Here is a 17,789-nt window from a genome sequence, read left to right as displayed (position 1 = left end):
ACCTTATGGCGCCGTGCGGCAGCCATCATTGTTTTTACGGTTATAACGGCCCTGGCCGCGCGGATCACCATTTTTTTACCGTTTACCCCGGTGCCCATCACCCTGCAAACGCTGGCGGTGGTGTTGTCCGGGTTAGTGCTGGGAGCGCGGGGTGGGGCGTTCGCTCAATTTGGCTACCTGGGCTTGCTGGCGCTGGGTTTGCCCGTTGACGCCCAAGGCGCGGGGCCGGCAGCCTTTTTTGGCCCAACCGCCGGTTATCTCCTTGGTTTTATCCCGGCGGCGTTTACCGCCGGTTGGCTGGCGGAACGGTTGGCCGGGCGGAGTTGGTGGGGCAACTTTGCCGCGGCGCTGGTTGGCGTGGGAGTTGTTTACCTGGCCGGCATGAGCTGGCTGGCCTTTATGTTGGGCAGTGGACAAAAGGCTCTGTTGGGGGGTGTCGCTCCTTTCATCATGTTTGATTTGGTCAAGGCGGCGGTAGCCGCAGGCGTGGCTGAAAGTGGAAGGTTGTTTTTTAGGCGATAAGTACAGAGTTGTGTAAACCGATAAAACGTGTTGTTATAATTCAAAACCCCGGTTGCTGGGGGGGGGTTTTTGTTGCCAGCATACGCACGCGCGCCTGGGTACTAAGTTGGTGATTACCCATAAGTGACGGCATGTCATTTCGAGAAGCGTAGCGACGAGAAATCTACTTCAGGCGGACGTTATAAGGAGATTTCTCGGCCTGACGACCTTGAAATGACAGTTAAGAAACACGCTCTTAGAGGTATCCTTCAAGAGCGGAGATTCCCCATCGTGTCACTCCTCGGAGCAACTGTGAGTAATCACCAATACTAAACTATCGCGCTCACTTTCAGGGTGGTTTTAAGCCAAAGCACAGCCAATTTTTGATCTCTGTTTGAAACACCGCCTGCTCGCCCTTAGCCTTTGCTGCGGCAATCCTGGCCCACATCCGGGCCAGGCCGGCTTGATAGGCTTCATCCGATAACAGGATCAATTGCGAGTTGGAGTTTTTCTGCAAAAAGTAGTTATCAAACACAGCCTCTCCCACAATGGTTTCTTCAATATGCTCTACCAACAGAGTGTCAATCTGTTGAAACCCGGCCTGGTTGAGCATTTCATTCTGTTCTGCCCGCCGGGGAAAACGTTTTAGGTCGGTTTCGTAGACTCCCTCAAAATAATCGTAAACATACCAGCTCCGGCGGCTTTCATACGGGTCAAAATTGACAATGGCAAAAATCCCTCCCGGCCGCAGCATCCGGTACGCCGCCCGTACTACTTGCGCCTTGTTAGGAAAGTGATGAAAGGCATGCACGCAAAAGACCAGGTCGAAACTTTTTGGGGCAAAGGGCGGTAACGGCGCGGAAGCGCGCGCCAGCCGGTAGCGCGCCTCAAATTGGCGGGCCTGGGCCAACATTCCGGCTGAGAAGTCTAGGCCGTAGCAGAGGGGGGCGGGCTGCCGACTCTCGGCCAGGCCCCGCAACGAGCGCCCTGTGCCGCAGCCCAGGTCCAGCACCCGCCGCGCCTCAACTTGCCGGGCCAGATTTTGCAACGCCTGGGTAACGCCTTTCAGGTAGCCGCCCCGGGTGCGCTCGTCGTAGGTGGGGGCAATGGCGTCGTAGTTGACTCGGCTGGATGGTGACATCAGCAACCTCTATCGAAACAGATCATTTTCCTTGGGGCGGAGAACATCGGCCGCCCTGGCCTGTTCATCTGGTGTAAAGGAAAGCCCCCGCACAATCACCACCGGGCAACCTTCTGCCGCCTGGCCCATCAACAGGCTGGCGGCGGCGGCAATCTGGTCGGCAAACCCCACCTCGGTGACTTGCAAGGGGTGGCCGAACAAGTCAGGCGTGCCGCGTAAATTTTGCACCGGGGCCAGCCCGCTCAAGCCGATGGTAACGCCAACCGCGCCCAAGCGCCAGGGCCGCCCGTGGCTGTCAATGATCAACACCGGCGGGCGTGCCCTGCTCAACGCGGCCAGGCGTTGGCGAATGGCGCGGGCCGAGTCATCGGGGTCTTGGGGCAGGCGGAGCAGCACGTCCTCTTTATCGCTCACGTTTGAGTGGTCTACCCCGGCATTGGCGCTGATAAAGCCCAACTTATGTTCTACAATCAATATCCCTTTTTTGGCCCGGATAATCCGGGCGGTGTCCCACAGGATCACTTCCACCTGCGCGGCGGGTTTGCCCGTGATTTGGGCCAGCTCTTGCGCCTGGGCCGAAGGGTTGACGTCAGCCAGCCGTACAAACCTTTCCTCGGCTTTGGACACAATCTTTTGGGCAATAACCACGATGTCGTGGTCAGTTAAGAACAGCCCCGCTTTTTGAACAGACGTAAAGATCAAGCCGGCCACATCGTCGCCGGGCTGGATCAAGGGAATATCAAGTAAAGGGATGAGATGTAGACCATTCATATCCACTCATCAAATTCCGGTCAGTTTAATCCCCGTTGCTTTAACCTTATGCCGAATATTGATGCCGATGAGCACGGCGGTCAGGGCTTCCACCGCCACCGAGTTTTGCAGGGGACCCGCATCAAAACCACGCATCCCGGCAGCCTCGGCCAGGGCAATGGCGGCGGCTTTGGCTTCTTTATCGTCCCCGCAAACCAGAACGTCGCAATCAATGGGGCCTTCCTCTTTGGCCAGGTGGCCGGCACCTACGTTCTGAAAGGCTGTCACCACGCGCACGCCCTGGCCCAAGGTGGCCTGGGCTTCTTCCCCGGCAGAACGACCCGGCGGCAGGTTAACGTGGCTGACTTTAGGGGGCCGCAACGGCACGGTCACGTTCACCAGGATTTTGCCCTGCAAGGTTTCGCGTAGCGAGGTTAGTATAGTTTCCTGAACCTGGTAAGGCACGGTCAACACACACAATTCGGCGGTTTGGGCGGCTTGCAAGTTGGACAAACCCTGAATTGAATTCTGGCCCAACTTTTGATTGAGTGCAGCGGCTACAGCCTCAGCTTTTTCCGCCTGACGCGAGCCAATGATGACTTTGTACCCCGACCTGGCCCAGCGTAAAGCCAGGCCCGGCCCTTCGTTCCCGGTTCCGCCCAGGATGGCGATAGTTTTGTCCATTTTTTGAATTATCCCCATAGCGTTTTTAGTTGAAGGTGAACTTTAGAGAATAAAACCTGTCCTCCTTCTACCAATCCCTTTCCTAATCATACCTCAGAATTTTCTGACGGGCTAATTGGCCAGAAGATGGCAATGGCGGGGGGAACGATGAGAAAAGGAACGCCGATAAGATGTCCCCACAGATGATTTTCCAATAAGATTGGATACCACACCCGGATGGTTTCAAAATAAGGGATCACCAGTAAAGCGGTAATGGAAAAAACGGTGCTGGCCACAAAGGGACAGCGATAGGGCAGCAACAGAATCGCTAATGGCATAAACCACAGCAAATACCAGGCATGAAAAACCGGCGCCACTAAAAGAACGTACCAGAACAAAACAGAAAAAGAAGCAGCGACAGGAATATAAACATGGGTTGAACCGGGGAGGCGGTGGGATGGGGTCATTTGCGGGTTATGGAGAAGCAGGTAAATTATTTTGGCCAGGTAGTAAAGATAAAGCAGGGCAAAAACGACCAGGATGATATTATGAGTAAGGTCAAAGGCGGTGTTGGTGCCCAGCCAACCTCTGAGACTCAGCACAAGTAAAGCCAAAAGTGAACGTCCGGCCCCGCTGCCGGTTTTGAGGACAGCCCAGTTATCCAGACCGGGCCAGAACGGAACCATAGCCAGGATCACAAGACCGCCAGTGAGCGTGGCGAAAACAACCAGGGCCGACCAGCGTTGCCGCCACTTGGCATAAGTTGTAGCGATGCCTATCAGTAGAAAAGGCCCAATGATGATGGTGACAAATTTAACCAAAATAGAAAGGGCGAAGAATAGACAGGTCAATAGCAGGTATGAATTGAGGATGAATTGGTCTTCCCTGGAGCGATTGGTGGCCCATTTGGCCCAAGTCCAGAGGGCGGCCAGCAGAAAGAAGACCATCACAATATCGTTGTGCCCGTTTTGCCCGCTTTCCAGCAAAACCAGCGGACTCCAGCCAAAAGCAATGGCTCCGGTGACAGCCCACTTTGGTTGAAGTTGCCGGAGCGTTTGGTAAACCAGCCAAACACAGCCCAGGTAGGCCAGCGCCGCCACAATTTTTAGGGCAATCAAATGGCCCAAAAAATCGCCTCCACTCAGGTAAAACGCGCCCAACGAGAGTAACTCCCACATCGGCCCGTAGGGCGAGGGATTATCGCCCCATTCGGCGGCCAAAGCCAGCCAGGGTTCAGAGGGGGGAAGGGCCTGGGGTGGGGTGGTCTGGGGCAGTAAATTGTATAAGGCCCATCCGCGGGTGTGTAGAGCGTAGATAAAAAGGTCAATGGCGGTTAAGGGATAGGAAAAAATGGAGATAAAAACCAGAACCGCGCTGCTTAAAAGCACAAAACGACTGCCGACTGCTGGCGACCGGCCATTGGCAGGCGCTACCAGTTGCACGGCCCGGAGGTAAAGCCAAAATAAGGCGCCAATGCCAAGCAGGTAGGCCGTCAAGCCACCGGCGGAATAGTCAGTTAGTTTGGTGTAGTCAACCGGGGGAATGGTGGCGTAAAGATTGATCAGGGGAAAACGACAGGTAAAGACAAGGGCATAAACCAGGCCGCTCGCTCCGGCGATGAGGGCCAATTGAACGGACAGGTTGTTTGAAACAAAGTTTTTGAGCGCGGTGAGTTTGAGGGTCAAGTTGATTTTAGCTAAAAATATCTTTTACCTGGCACGAAAAGCCGGGGAGAATGGCTTCGCCGGATAGGGTGTCTGCTTCTCGCAAGATGCGGGCCATTCCATCGGGGTGATGGGCAATAACAATTTGCTGTTGGGGATAAATAACCCACACCAATTGGGCGCCATAGGCCAGGTAATCCTGAACTTTATCTTGAATTTCTGAAGCTGTATCGTGGGGCGACACAATTTCCACGGCCAGATCAGGCGGGCCGGTAAGATAACCTTCGGGCAGGCCGCCGGGCGGGATTTTTGCCGCGGACAAAAAGGAGACATCCGGGGCGCGGACGGTGTCGGGGTTGGTGGTCAAACGAAAGCCGGTTTCTACCATTACTTTGCCCAGTTGCTGGGTTTGGACAAAGTTACGCAAGAGCCAACCAATTTCCAGAGCAATATTGCCGTGTTTTCCTCCTGGTGGGGTCATTTCAACAAGTTCTCCTCTAACTAGCTCGTAATTTTTATCACCGGATAGCTGCCACAACTCTTCGGCGGTGACTAAGTCTTGGGGATATTCCGCTTTGGCAAGGGCTACCATTTTTTGCTCCTTTCTTTAGGCTATCTGCACAATGAGGGCGGTAATGTTATCATTACCGCCGGCGGATTTGGCCGCTTCAACCATAACCTTGCAGGCTGCGGCGGCTGAACTATGGTTGCGGCTGATGTCCAATAGCTCCTCGTCGGTCACCATATTACTGAGGCCATCGGAACACAGCAAAAGCCTGTCGCCCGGTTGCAGGGTGAGCTGGTAGAGGCTGACTTCCAGATTTGGCTTGTCGCCAATAGTGTTATAAATAACGTTGCGTTGCCGGTGCACGCGAGCCTCTTCGCGCGTAATCTGGCCAATCTGCACCAGGCGTTCCACCAGGGAGTGGTCTTCCGTGATTTGTTCAATGCCGGCGCCGGTGAGGTGATAGGCGCGGCTGTCGCCAACATTGGCAATACGCGCCTCTCCGGTTGTGATCAGGGCCATCACCAGGGTAGACCCCATTTTTCTTTCCTGACCATTGGGCTGGCCTTGGCGCGCCAATACGATCTCGTTGGCGGCCGTGGCGGCAGCCTTGAGCCAATCGTCAAAAGATTCTGGGGACGCGTTGAGCGGGTGTTGGGTGAATTGAGCTTGAATGGCATTGAGGGTCAGTTGGCTGGCTACTTCACCTTTTTCGTGCCCGCCCATCCCATCGGCCACGGCATAGATGCCATAGGGGCCAAGGTTGGGCATTTCCGCTTCTATCATCAACATACTATCTTCATTCAATTCGCGTTTCAACCCTACGTCGGTTAAACCGGCAATTTGCCAGCCAATTCCCTCCGGGCGCAGGCCCGAGATAGGCGTGGTTTCAGGTTCGCCTACAGTGATAACGCGCGCCGTCTCATCTGTCTTTGCTTCTTCCACCACAGGCAGGCTGGGTTTGGTGTCTTCCAAATCTTGGGAAACTACCGGGACGGTAATGTCGTCGTCGGGTTGAGGGACGGCGGGAAAAACAGGTGGTACTCGCTTCTTTTTTCTAAGCCAGAGTAACAGGATGAGGGCGGCCACAATAATCACAATCAGTCCTATGGTTACGCCTGCTGTAACCGAAAAAGCAATAGGCAAAACGCCAGGGCCTTGATAAGATAGGCCCAAGCCGGGCCATAACCCCAGGGTCAGGACCAGGTTATCGTCAATTTGATTGAGTTGATGTTTCATGTTTAACCTCCTGTTTTCCAGGGAGAAGTTGAATTTGCGCTGCTGGCGTTTTACTTTCGGCGCAATGTTGAGCGCGCCTGTTGGACGCCTTTTTGAATTTCGCTGATGAGATAAATCAAAAATCCAATCAAGGCCGCGCCAATAAGTTCTGTATAATCATAAGTTATAGTGGTAGATAGAATGAGGACGAGCAGGCTGGCGGCGTAGGTGAGCATCAGGCCCAGGGGATAGCGTAGCCAATCCGGTAATTTGGGAAGGCCAAAAATGCCTTCCATCACGGCTCCTCCCACCAGACCCGACAGAATAAAGCTGAAATATTGGGGCGTAGACCAGGCGATTGACAAAACCAAAACGTGTGTGGGCGCATGCACCAAAAACGCCGTTCCTTTGCGGCGGGACAAAACATAAGCCAACGGCCCGGCAATATAGTAAAAGGGAAAAAGTTGCCAGAGCCAGGGGATATTGTCCTGAATAAAGTCGCCGACAAAATAGGTGGCCAGCACCAGCCCCCCAATCAAAACAAGGGCCAGCACGGCCACCTGAATATTGCTCATCGCCTCTACTTTGTGGGCGATGTTGAGGGTGAGCATTTGGGTCATTCCGGCCAGGCCGGTTAGCTCATCATCACGTGGGCCAATGCCGGGGGCAGCTTGAACCGGTGGCGGGGACACGGGCTGAACAGGTTTTGAGGCGGAAGGTGGCTGAGCGGCAGGTAGCCTCTCCAGCCGGAATTGAACGGGGCCAACGGCCAGGATGTCGCCAGGCCGCAATTCCATCCCTGTTCGTCCTACCGGCCGGCCATTGATAAAAGTGCCGTTGGCGCTGCCTTCATCGTAGGCCATACAGCGCTGCCCAACCAGCGCCACCGAGGCATGTCGCCGCGAAACCTGCGGGGAATTCAATTTGATGGTATTGATTGCCAGCCGGCCTATGGTCAGGCATTGTTCAGTACTGAAGGGATACTTATTACCCTGGTCATCTACCAGCCAAACCCGTTTGGCTCCGGCCATGGTCGGTTTGCTCTGTTCGCCGGAGGCAATCTGAGTAGCCGGGCTGACCCTGGTTTCAATCTCTTGCAGCCTGTTCTGCCAGGTTTGCATGGTGGGGGGGCGTTGGGTGGTTTCCAGTTCCATGGCCCAGCTAATCGCCTGGGAAACTGCGGGAGTGATCATTGGGTTTATCTGACTGACCGGGATGAATTTTTGACTTTTGACCAGCACGCTGATGCTGTCGGGCGGTTTTTGGCTGGTGAGCAGGGCGTAAAGGGTGGCTCCCAGCGAGTAAATATCCGAAACCGGGCCGGTGCCGGCGCCACTGTATTGCTCCGGCGGCGAGAAACCTGGCGTTACGCCTTTGGCGCCGGTCATGGTTTTTTCGCCGGAAACCTGCTCTTTGGCAATCCCAAAATCAACCAACACTGCCCGTCCGTCGGGGGTAATTTTGATATTTTGGGGTTTGACATCCCGGTGAATAATGGGTGGGCTTTGACTATGCAGGTAGGCTAACGCATCGCATATCTGCGAGATATAGATGAGGGCCAGGCGTTCATCAAGGGGATGGCCCTGACTCTGGATAAGCTGCCACAAGTCGGCTCCCTCAATAAAATCCATCACCAGGTATTGTTGATGGCCCACACTAAAATGGTGCGTAACGCGCGGCAACGAGGGATGGCGTAATTTGGCCAGGATCAGGGCTTCTCGTTTGAACTGGGTTATCGCGTGGCTGGTTTGAAAAAAATTCTCCTTAATGGCCACCGCTGTTTGCAAATTGGTATCAAAACCCCGGTACACCGTGCCCATCCCCCCCTGACCCAGCACAGTTTCGATCCGATACCGGTCTTCCAAAATAGTATCTTTGGTTAACATAATACATCCCCATTAAAGTGGCAGGATACCTAAAATTTGGGCGGTGTGGTCATGTGGCCGTTGGCGTAAAAGTGGGAGTCGAATGACGTTTGCCCACAAACTCGATCTTAATCTAAATATTAGTTTATCACAGGCTGGAAGGCTTTGCAATAATGGGGTGTATTTCAGTGATCAACTTTTTCCAAACGTTCCATTAAGTCTTTAACCTGTTTCAATTCCCATTGGGCGTTCATTTGCGAGAGCAGTTGGTGGGCCTCATGCGCAAACTCGGCTGCTTCTGACCACAATTCTTGCACTTCATAATACATAGCCAGGCCAAGCTTGGCCATGCCAACCACCCGCTGGTTGCCGTATTTGCCATAGGTATCCAGGTAGTGCCGAAAATGGTCTTCTGCCTTTTCATACTCTTTCATGCCCAGTTGGGCAAAACCTAACCAAACGTCTGACGTATCCAGGTAACCTGTCCCTTCCAAAAATCTAGTGCTTTCCAGATAATATTCTTTGGCTTGTTCGTAATTGCGTAGATACCGGGCCACGTGGCCGGCCACCTGATGCGCGCGATATTTGAATAAAGGGCCTTGCGCATAGTTTAGGGCCAGGTCAACATGTTTTTGGGCCGTCATTAAATCATCCGCTTGCAGGGCCATGTACACCAGATAGGTTTCACCCAGGGCGATCCCATTGGCCAGGTTATGCTTTTGGGCCAGTTCAAGACCCTGCGTTAGATATTTTTTGGCGTTTTCATAATCCCCGCGTAACAGATATACCGATCCCAACCCCTGAATGGTGAACCATACCTCATCTTCCATTGTGCCCAGTTTATTGGCGGCGGCCAAACCATATTGGCTGCACCGGATGCGTTTATCTAGCTTGCCCTGATAGTAAATGGGATGGACAATTGTTTTGGTCAGTGATAGAACGGTCTCCCAATTTTTGGCTTCATCAGCCCATTCTAGGGCGATGAGCAAATTAGGCAACTCCCGGTATATTTCTTCACATTTTTCGGTGCTACTTAAAACAAAATCCCAAAATTGCCCGCCAATTTTATGTTGGCCCAATTGGGCAAAGTAGGTATAGAAGTTTGTTTTTAGCTCAGAAATTTTTGCGGATGAAGTCTCCCCGATGGGAGTGAGGGTAATATCAACGCCCAGTTCCTTTCGGGCAAAAGCCTGGGTAAGCAGATGCATCTGGTAACGCTGCTGGCTCACATCCAGGGCCTCGCTGGCCTCAAGCAGCGACATACCTACCAATTGCTCAATGGCTTTATGGTAATCAAAGCCGTCTATTCCCGATACGGCAGACAAGGCTTCGCGGCTGGCCGTGGTTACAAAGAGAGGCATAGCCAATAGCACCTGGCGGGTGTTCACGTCTATCAATTTCCAGGCCTCGGCAAAAATGTAATCAAACACCTCTTCCACAATTTGGCTGGCCTGGTATAATTCGTCTACCACCGTGTTGAAGGGCAAGCCTTTTTGTTTGATGAGACCCAATGATAGAATAACGGCCTTGGGATTATTGCCCGTAGCCGCCGCCAGCCGACCCAGAATTTCATCATCAGCCCCGGCCACCATGTTCAAACCAATCCGGTGGCTATGGCGGCGAATAAGGGTGAGGGTTTCTTCATTGGTCAGGCCATACAGGGGAATGTCCCATACCCGGCGCAGTTGTTTGTACCGGGAGGTAATGAGGGCCAGGCTTGGCTCCGGTGTTTTTTCCAGGAATTTGACCAGGGCCAGATCGGTAATGGTTTCAAAGTTATCCACAATTACCAGCGTGCGGCGACTGCGCAGTAATTTATCCATGGCCGTAGCTTTGGATTCAGGTTCCAGTTGCATGAGGTAGGGATAGTCAAGAACCTGGGCAATGGCATCGAGTACCTGTTCCAGGCCCAGGTTAAAATCGGCCTGGTCGCGGGCCGAGGTCCAGACGACGGCCTCAAAGGGATTGTCAATCTCCAGTTGCGCGCCGGGCAGGCAGCGATGGGCCACTTCAAGGGCCAAACTGGTTTTGCCAATGCCCCCTATCCCCTCAATGGCGGCCAGGGGCCAGCGCGAATCTTGCACCCATTCCAAAACGCGGGCTACTTCGGTCTCGCGGCCAATAAACTCTCCAAAGCGAGGCGGTAAATTGTGATAAAGGCGCGGCAATGCCGGCTGGTCGTCTTGCGCCGGCACTTTGGGAAAGAAGCGCTCAACAACAACAGCCGGGGTAGGATGGCCAACCTGAACCAGAAATCGTTGCGCCCATGCTCTATCCACCCGCCCGTTCTGGTGACAATACGAGATCATAAATTCCACCCGTTGCATATCGGTTGGCACAAAGCCTCGTTTCCAGCGTTGAACCGTGTGGGGCGAGATATGCAACGCCTCGCCAATTTCTTGCTCTACCTTTCGCACGGTTTTGTTTTGCCGGTTAGCCACGCTGTCAATACCCTCTTTGAGCAATTGTTTGAATTCTGCGCTTTCCATAGGGATGTTCCCCCTGTTCAAAAATATAGTTGTTCAGTTAATGTTTTTGGTAGGGGCAGAACATTGTCCTGTCCCTACCGGCTGGAAATCCAAATTCTTTTTCTGAACACCCATAGTATATCTACCCGGTAGTTATATTTTACCAGCTAATCTTACCAAAAAATCGTAGTCAAACTACGAAAAATCGTAGTCTCAGTAGATCCAATTTTAGCGGAGTGAAGCGCCGCGCTGGCTTTTCAACTTTGGACCTACTGAGTCTTATTCTAAATGAACACGGGGGGAAACAGCAAAATAACTGTTCAACTATGACCAATAACCGGAACCATCCCCTGGCAATACTCAACAAATACGAAGAGATTAAAACAGAGTGAATTACGAAAATTCGTAGCCGGAAGTACGAAAAATTGTGACCAAAATAGGTTAGACTATGACCATAGTACCATATAAATAATAGTGAGGAGGTTAATGTGATGGGCGTATCTGAGATTTTGTTGTTGTTGGTTATCTTGGTTCTTTTGGTTGGCCTTATCGGCGTGAGCCGGTTGGCCGTTTATATTGGCAATGGTGATCGCTGGTTGCCTTAAGTTTGGGTTAAATTCAATATACCGGCCCTGGCTGGAATGAGAAACGCTGGAGTGTTTGTCACTCCAGCGTTCTTTATTAAGGTAAATTGTCAAAAATAGGCTGTATTATACTCAATGCTTCAGTAACCCTGCTTTTTCCAATCCAACCAGAAATTATGCCGGCGGCTGAAAAGCGATGATGGTTTGTGTGCCATAGATGAAGGCCGCCACGCCCACCACAATCGAGAGACCAATTAAAACACGCCGGTAATGAGACATGCGTTCCAAATCGGTAATGACCATGTAGGTTCCGGTGATGGCGTGCATCAACACAAAAAAGAGAAAGGCAATGTCAATGGCCTTCCACATGGGGTCGGCCATCCGCTCAATAATGCGGTTAAAATCAATATGGAAGGGGGGGTAATGAAGCACAATCATGTGAATGGTTAAAAAAATTACCAGGGCAATGGCGCTCAGGCGTTGCATTTGGAAAATTCGCATAATGTTGTCCTCCTATCCTGCCAGCATGAACAGCAAAATGGGGATGCCGCCGGCTATCGTCAACAAGGCTGAAACCGCAAAGGCGGCGTAAAAAAGGCTTTTGCGATATTCCGTCACTTCAAAATAATGGACAATCAATAGCCGGATCCCGTCAAAGGCGTGATAAACTACGGCAGCCAGCAAGGCAATCTCGGCCAATTTGAAGAAGGGGGTCTGGACAGCGGCCAGCCGGGCATTAAAGGCTTCCGGCCCACTATTGATTGAACCGATGACCCACATGTGCACAAACAGGTAAAATACCAGCGCCAATCCGGTAAGACGGCGCAGAAAAAAGCTGATAAAGCCGGTGCTTTTATACATAGTTTGACTCCTACTCTTACTTAAACTTAAACAACACGTTCACGGCCAGATGTTTTAAACCCGTTTCTAACGCATCTCAATAGGGTCATTGAGCGTTTTTTGCCGTTCCCGGCGGGCTTGTTCAAAGGCCAGGCGTTTTTGAACCAATTTGCGCAGGGTTTCGATGGCTTGAGTTGGGTTTAGATTTTTGGGGCAGGCGTCAATGCAATTAAAAATGGTATGGCAACGATAAACGCCGTCAAAACCGGACACATCCTGCAGTCGCTCGCCGGGGATGCTGTCTCGTGGGTCCAGCACCCGCAAAAAGCTCTTGAGCAAGGCGTGCGGGCCAATATATTGCTTATTCAGGGCCACAACCTGGCAGGCAGAATAACACGCCCCACACATAATGCAGGTTTCGGCATTGTGCAGGGCTTCCACTTCTGCCGGGCTGACCCGGAACTCTTTTTCCGGGATGTCAGCCGGAGGAACCAGCCAGGGTTTGACGCGCTGGTACTGTTCCCAGAAGCTGGCCCGATCTACCACCATGTCTTTAATGATGGGCAAATAGGGCAGGGGGCGGATAGTGACCCGGCCCTGGCGATCCAGTTTGCTTCTGAGCGGCGTTTTGCAGGCCAGCAGATTGCTGCCATTAATGTTCATGGCGCAACTGCCGCAGATAGCGTGCCGGCAAGAACGCCGAAAGGTCAAACTGCCGTCCAACTCTGCTTTGATGTAATGCAAGGCATCCAGGATGGTGGTGTCAGACGTCATAGGCACGGAAAACTCTTGCAGATATGGTTTTTGATCAACTTCAGGATTAAAGCGCTGCACGCGCACTGTAACCATTTGGGTGGAACCGTTGTTAGCCATCATCAATTCCTTCCTAGTATTTCCGTTCTTGGGGCGGGTATTTTTCCCAATCAATGTTGACGGATTTGTAGTTTAAGGTTGGCGGTTGGCCCGGCTCAGCGGGGAAGGCCAGGGTGTGTTTGAGCCAGTTCTGGTCATCTCGCCGGGGAAAATCGGTGCGGCTGTGCGCGCCCCGGCTTTCCGTCCGGGCCAAGGCCCCAGCCACGATGATTTCGCTGAAGGTCAATAAGTGTTCCGTTTCCAGAGTCACCAACAGGTCGGTGTTGAAACGGCGGCCCTTATCCATCACGCGAGCCTGTTTGAAACGCTCTTGCAATTGTTTAACGTCGTGCATTGCTGTTTGCAGCCGTCCTTCGTCACGGAAAATGCCGCAATTGTCGGTCATGGTTGTTTTTAGGGCCTGGGCAATTTGTTCTACAGACTCGGCGCCGGGATTGTCGAGCAAATTTTGCAAACGCTGCCGGTTGCGGCCAACGGGATCGCCGTTCACGGGCTCCAGTTTAGCCCCATTTTTGATAAAATCAGCCACCGCATAACCGGCCCGGCGGCCAAAAACAGACGCCTCCAGCAAGCTATTGGTCCCCAGCCGGTTAGCGCCATGAACGCTAACACAGGCACATTCGCCGGCAGCGTAAAAGCCAAGCACCGGCGTTCCTTCGGCGTCGGCTATCACCTGGCCGTTGGCGTCGGTGGGAATGCCGCCCATGCTGTAATGGGCGGTTGGCTGGATTGGCACGGGGGCGTCAATAGGGTCAACGTTCACAAAGTCAATGGCTAATTCCCGTACCTGGGGGAGACGGGCCAGAATTTTTTCCCGGCCCAGATGGCGCAGGTCCAAATAAATGCCCTGGCCGTCGGGGCCAATCCCCCGGCCCTGGTCAATTTCGGTTTGCTCGGAGCGGCTCACCAGGTCGCGGGGGGCCAATTCCATTTTTTCGGGAGCGTATTTTTCCATAAACCGTTCGCCATTCTTATTGATCAGGTAGCCCCCTTCACCCCGGCAGGCTTCGCTCATTAAAATGCCGTGCTTGTACAGGCCGGTGGGATGGAACTGGACAAATTCCATATCCATCAGGGGCAGCCCGGCCTTGTAAGCAATAGCCACGCCGTCGCCGGTATTGGCGTAAGCGTTGGAGGTGATTTTGAAAGCCCGGCCGTAGCCGCCGGCGCCAAACACCACCGCTTTGGCCCGCATGGTATAGAGTTTGCCGGTCAGAATATCCATGGCCACCACCCCCCGGCAAACGTTATCCTCAATGATTAAATCAAGGCAATACCATTCGCTGTAAAATTTTGCGCCATGCCGTAAGGCCTGCTCATGGATGGTGTGCAGCAGCACATGGCCGGTGAAGTCGGCGGCGTAGTTGGCCCGGGGAACGCTGTGGCCGCCAAACCGGCGCTGGGCAATCCGGCCATCGGCCAACCGGCTGAATACGCAGCCCATGTGTTCGTACTCGTAGATAATGTCAATGGCGTCTTTGACCAGTATCTCAATGGCATCCTGGTCGCCCAGCCAATCTGAGCCTTTGATGGTATCGAACATGTGAAGTTCCCAACTATCGGGGGGGTCTGCGCCAGAGGGGACTGCTTCCAGGGGGCCGCGCGGCCCGGTACCTGCTACCGGGCGCACGTTGTTTAAGGCAGCGGCAATGCCTCCCTGGGCTGCGCCGCTGTGCGAGCGTAAGGGGTGAATTTTAGAAATCACCCCAATATCTTTGACTCCTTGTTGACCGGCAGCCAGCGCCGCCCACGTCCCGGCCAGGCCCGCGCCAACAACAATTACATCGTGGCTGATTGTGTTTGGGTCTGTGTTTGAGTTTGACGTCATTGCCCTTCCTCTATTACGACTATCTACATCAAATTTTAATTTTTATGCCCATCAGCATCGTCTGAATTATATCACCATTCATCCGGCAGAGCCAGAAGCCGCGCCAGACCCTGGCTTGAGTCGGGGTAAGCCTTGTTGTCTAGGCCCAAGGTCTGGAACATCTTCCATTGTTAACAAAGATAAAAGCATTATACTTTTTTGGGGGCAGGGGGCAAGGGTTGGTCTATTTATGCCGCCAAACATTACCTGACTGATTCGGGTAACATAGCTACGTGTGAATGATCCCCCAAGGCTATCTTTTTCAACCTTTGGGTTCAGCGGCTCACCCAGTTGGGTGACAAGATCAATTATATAGAAGCGATGCGGGCTATTGAAAAATATCCCCTTTTTATTATAATAACCACTCAGGTTAGTGTGGGCAAATAGGAAGGGAAATGATACGATAAATCCAGGGAAAAAAACAGAATTCCGGCAAAAGGGCTCAGAAATCGCCTGTGGAAAAATCAGGATGCTTTTGGTATAGGATTTGTAAAAGATGACTACACCCTCACCATACCTCAATCTACTCAAAAATCATATTGACATAACCCGTGTGCCTTTTAGCGATAGGGGTTCCCGACTTTTAGTGCTGCAAAAGCCTGGCCAAAACTGTTTGCTGATTAAGTTAGCCGAACGGCTGACCCAACTCCAACCGGATATCGAAGCTTACCTGAAACGCCCGCCCCTCATCCGGGACCTCTGTTTTGTGGATGAGTCAGGCACACCCTTGACCTTTGAGGTACAGACTTTCCCTCACATCGTTTATTTCAAAACTCAATTGGGCCAGTTTGGCCTGACTTTCCAGAACAATCAAACGCTTACCTTTGGTCTACCGGCCCAGGTAATTGCTGGGTTACGGTTTCACGTTTCTCCCCAATATTGGCAAGAAACGGCAGCGGGCGGTGTATTCAAATCAATCCGAAATTTGGCTTACACCAGCAAGGGGGAAGTCGTTCGTAATCAAATTATGCCTGATAGAGCGGGTTACAATGTTGAATTCGTCATCCAAACGGGAGATGATGATGCTATTAACATTACCATTGGTGATTTGACCGATGCCGTGCATGAAGTGTCGCCATTTTCCGCCTCGTGTGCTGCCGCCGAGACTCGCTGGCAAGATTGGTTTCAACGTATTCCACCGGTCAAGGAGCCTTACCGGCAGACTTATGCCTATGCTTGGTGGATTATGGCCAATAATCTTATCAGTCCCCGGGGTAGTGTGGTTTACGAGGCGATGACCCCTTCCAAGTTGAGTTATGTGGGATTGTGGCTGTGGGACAGTGCCATGCACGCCCTGGCCTACCGCCATGTTGATCCCGAACTGGCCCGCAATCAAATCCGGGCCATGTTGGCCTATCAGTTACCCGACGGGATGCTGCCCGACGCAATTTACGACGAAGGGGTGATAGCTACCATTGACCACCCCATCAGCGCCGAAGTAACCAAACCCCCAATCTTGGCCTGGGCCGCGCTCAAGCTGCATGAAACCGACCCCGACCTGGATTTCCTTAAGGAAATATACATTCCCCTGGTGCGGTGGAATGCCTGGTGGTTTAGCATGAACGATGACGACGTTGACGGGTTAGCCCAATACAACCACCCCTATTCGTCGGGCCTGGACAACAGCCCCTTGTGGGATCAAGGCATGCCGGTCGAGTCCCCTGATCTGAATACCTATCTGTGTGTCCAAATGGGCTCACTGGCCATGATGGCCGAGGCTTTGGGAATGAACGACGAAGGCGCGATGTGGCGCCGGCGGGCCGCAGCCATTGTGCGCCGGATGATTAATGACTTTTGGGACGAAGAGGCCGGATTATTTCAGGCTTTGCACAATGAACAGCCAATTCCTGTGGTCACACCCTTTAATCTATATCCTTTATGGACCGGCCAGTTGCCGGACCATATCCGCAGCCGGTTGCTGGCGCATCTCACTAATTCCGCTGAATTTTGGGGAGAGTATGTTATTCCCACGGTAGCTCGCAACGATCCGCGTTTTGATCCCGACACCATGTGGCGGGGGCCGGTGTGGGCCAATATCAATTATTTCTTCATCGAAGCGTTGCGCCAGATTGACGAAGTCAATTTAGCCAACATGATAATGGAAAAAACATTGGATTTAATTATGAGCCACTCCAGTATCTATGAATACTATAACGCCCAAACAGGCCAACCGCCAACCACGGCGGCCGATGTTTTTGGTTGGACGGCGGCGGTATTCATTGATCTGGCTATTCGGGCCAGTCAAGAAAATGAGGCGGAGGAGGGAAAATGACTGATGGAATTGTAGAAGATGATCGTCAACAGTGTAAATCATTGGAGGCTAGTTTTTTTGCCAACCGAGCTTTGATTATTGCCTCCAATCGAGGTCCGGTAACTTTTGGGGTAGCCGAAAATGGAGAGTTGGAATCTCGGCCCGGCGAAGGAGGCCTGGTAAAGGCCCTGTTAGGCTTGTGCCGGCATACCAATGCCACCTGGCTGGCCTGCGCCCAAACCGAGGCCGATACAAACTGGCAGCAAGGAAACGTGTCGATTTGGCCGGACGAAAAAACCATTCAGGTTCAGTTTATTTCTCCAGAAGCCTCAACTTACGAGGGTTACTACAACGTTATTGCCAATCCGCTGTTATGGTTTCTACAACATTCTATGTGGGATGTATCCCGGGTGCCTGTCATTAACCGCGCTACATGGCAAGCCTGGGAGGAGGGATATATCACAGTCAACCGTATGTTCGCCGATGCGATAGCCTCCCAGGTCCGGGCAAATTTGCAGCCTACTTTGGTTATGCTGCAAGATTATCATCTCTATTTGGCCCCGCGTCTTTTGCAAGACCAGTTACGTCCTCGCGAACGA

The 17,789-nt window shown here is 52.6% G+C and carries 14 protein-coding genes; 2 read left to right on the top strand and 12 right to left on the bottom strand.

Going from position 1 to position 17,789, the window contains the following annotated elements:
* Positions 1-24: 24 nt before the first annotated feature.
* A complete protein-coding gene (locus tag JW953_15365; GenBank protein ID MBN1994075.1) occupies positions 25-522 on the top strand; it encodes a biotin transporter BioY in 498 nt (165 codons plus the stop codon).
* Between the two features lie 328 nt (positions 523-850).
* Here JW953_15365 and JW953_15360 read toward each other — a convergent pair whose 3' ends face one another.
* From JW953_15360 to sdhA, 12 genes are all read right to left on the bottom strand, one after another.
* Positions 851-1,642, bottom strand: coding sequence for a methyltransferase domain-containing protein (locus JW953_15360; protein MBN1994074.1), 792 nt, complete (start codon positions 1,640-1,642; stop codon positions 851-853).
* Between the two features lie 9 nt (positions 1,643-1,651).
* Entirely contained in the window at positions 1,652-2,413 is a 762-nt protein-coding gene (gene cofE / locus JW953_15355) for a coenzyme F420-0:L-glutamate ligase (GenBank protein MBN1994073.1), read from the bottom strand.
* Positions 2,414-2,422: 9 nt separating this feature from the next.
* Positions 2,423-3,076 carry an NADPH-dependent F420 reductase gene (npdG, locus tag JW953_15350; GenBank protein MBN1994072.1) on the bottom strand — a complete coding sequence of 218 codons (654 nt, stop codon included), beginning with the start codon at positions 3,074-3,076 and terminating at the stop codon, positions 2,423-2,425.
* A gap of 86 nt (positions 3,077-3,162) precedes the next feature.
* Complete coding sequence (locus JW953_15345) at positions 3,163-4,740, bottom strand: glycosyltransferase family 39 protein (protein MBN1994071.1); 1,578 nt, start codon at positions 4,738-4,740, stop codon at positions 3,163-3,165.
* Between the two features lie 7 nt (positions 4,741-4,747).
* A complete protein-coding gene (locus tag JW953_15340; protein ID MBN1994070.1) occupies positions 4,748-5,311 on the bottom strand; it encodes a Uma2 family endonuclease in 564 nt (187 codons plus the stop codon).
* A 15-nt stretch (positions 5,312-5,326) separates the two neighbouring features.
* On the bottom strand, positions 5,327-6,463 hold the full coding sequence (locus tag JW953_15335; protein ID MBN1994069.1) for a Stp1/IreP family PP2C-type Ser/Thr phosphatase: 1,137 nt from the start codon (positions 6,461-6,463) through the stop codon (positions 5,327-5,329).
* A gap of 50 nt (positions 6,464-6,513) precedes the next feature.
* Positions 6,514-8,328 (bottom strand): protein kinase, encoded by a 1,815-nt coding sequence (locus tag JW953_15330; GenBank protein MBN1994068.1) that lies wholly within the window; start codon positions 8,326-8,328, stop codon positions 6,514-6,516.
* A 164-nt stretch (positions 8,329-8,492) separates the two neighbouring features.
* Positions 8,493-10,796 carry a hypothetical protein gene (locus JW953_15325; GenBank protein MBN1994067.1) on the bottom strand — a complete coding sequence of 768 codons (2,304 nt, stop codon included), beginning with the start codon at positions 10,794-10,796 and terminating at the stop codon, positions 8,493-8,495.
* Positions 10,797-11,533: 737 nt separating this feature from the next.
* Entirely contained in the window at positions 11,534-11,860 is a 327-nt protein-coding gene (locus JW953_15320; protein ID MBN1994066.1) for a hypothetical protein, read from the bottom strand.
* 12 nt (positions 11,861-11,872) lie between these two features.
* Positions 11,873-12,220, bottom strand: coding sequence for a succinate dehydrogenase, cytochrome b556 subunit (gene sdhC / locus JW953_15315; GenBank protein MBN1994065.1), 348 nt, complete (start codon positions 12,218-12,220; stop codon positions 11,873-11,875).
* 66 nt (positions 12,221-12,286) lie between these two features.
* Positions 12,287-13,075, bottom strand: a complete 789-nt coding sequence (locus tag JW953_15310) for a succinate dehydrogenase iron-sulfur subunit (GenBank protein ID MBN1994064.1) — start codon at positions 13,073-13,075, stop codon at positions 12,287-12,289.
* A gap of 10 nt (positions 13,076-13,085) precedes the next feature.
* Complete coding sequence (gene sdhA / locus JW953_15305) at positions 13,086-14,900, bottom strand: succinate dehydrogenase flavoprotein subunit (GenBank protein MBN1994063.1); 1,815 nt, start codon at positions 14,898-14,900, stop codon at positions 13,086-13,088.
* A gap of 625 nt (positions 14,901-15,525) precedes the next feature.
* Between sdhA and JW953_15300 the strand changes: the two genes are divergently transcribed.
* Entirely contained in the window at positions 15,526-17,211 is a 1,686-nt protein-coding gene (locus JW953_15300; protein MBN1994062.1) for a glycogen debranching protein, read from the top strand.
* The last annotated feature ends 578 nt before the right edge of the window (positions 17,212-17,789 follow it).

Source organism: Anaerolineae bacterium (genome assembly GCA_016931895.1).
Taxonomy (GTDB): Bacteria; Chloroflexota; Anaerolineae; order 4572-78; family J111; genus JAFGNV01.
Note: the sequence above shows the minus strand (reverse complement) of the source record. Positions and strands in the feature narration are given on the sequence as shown.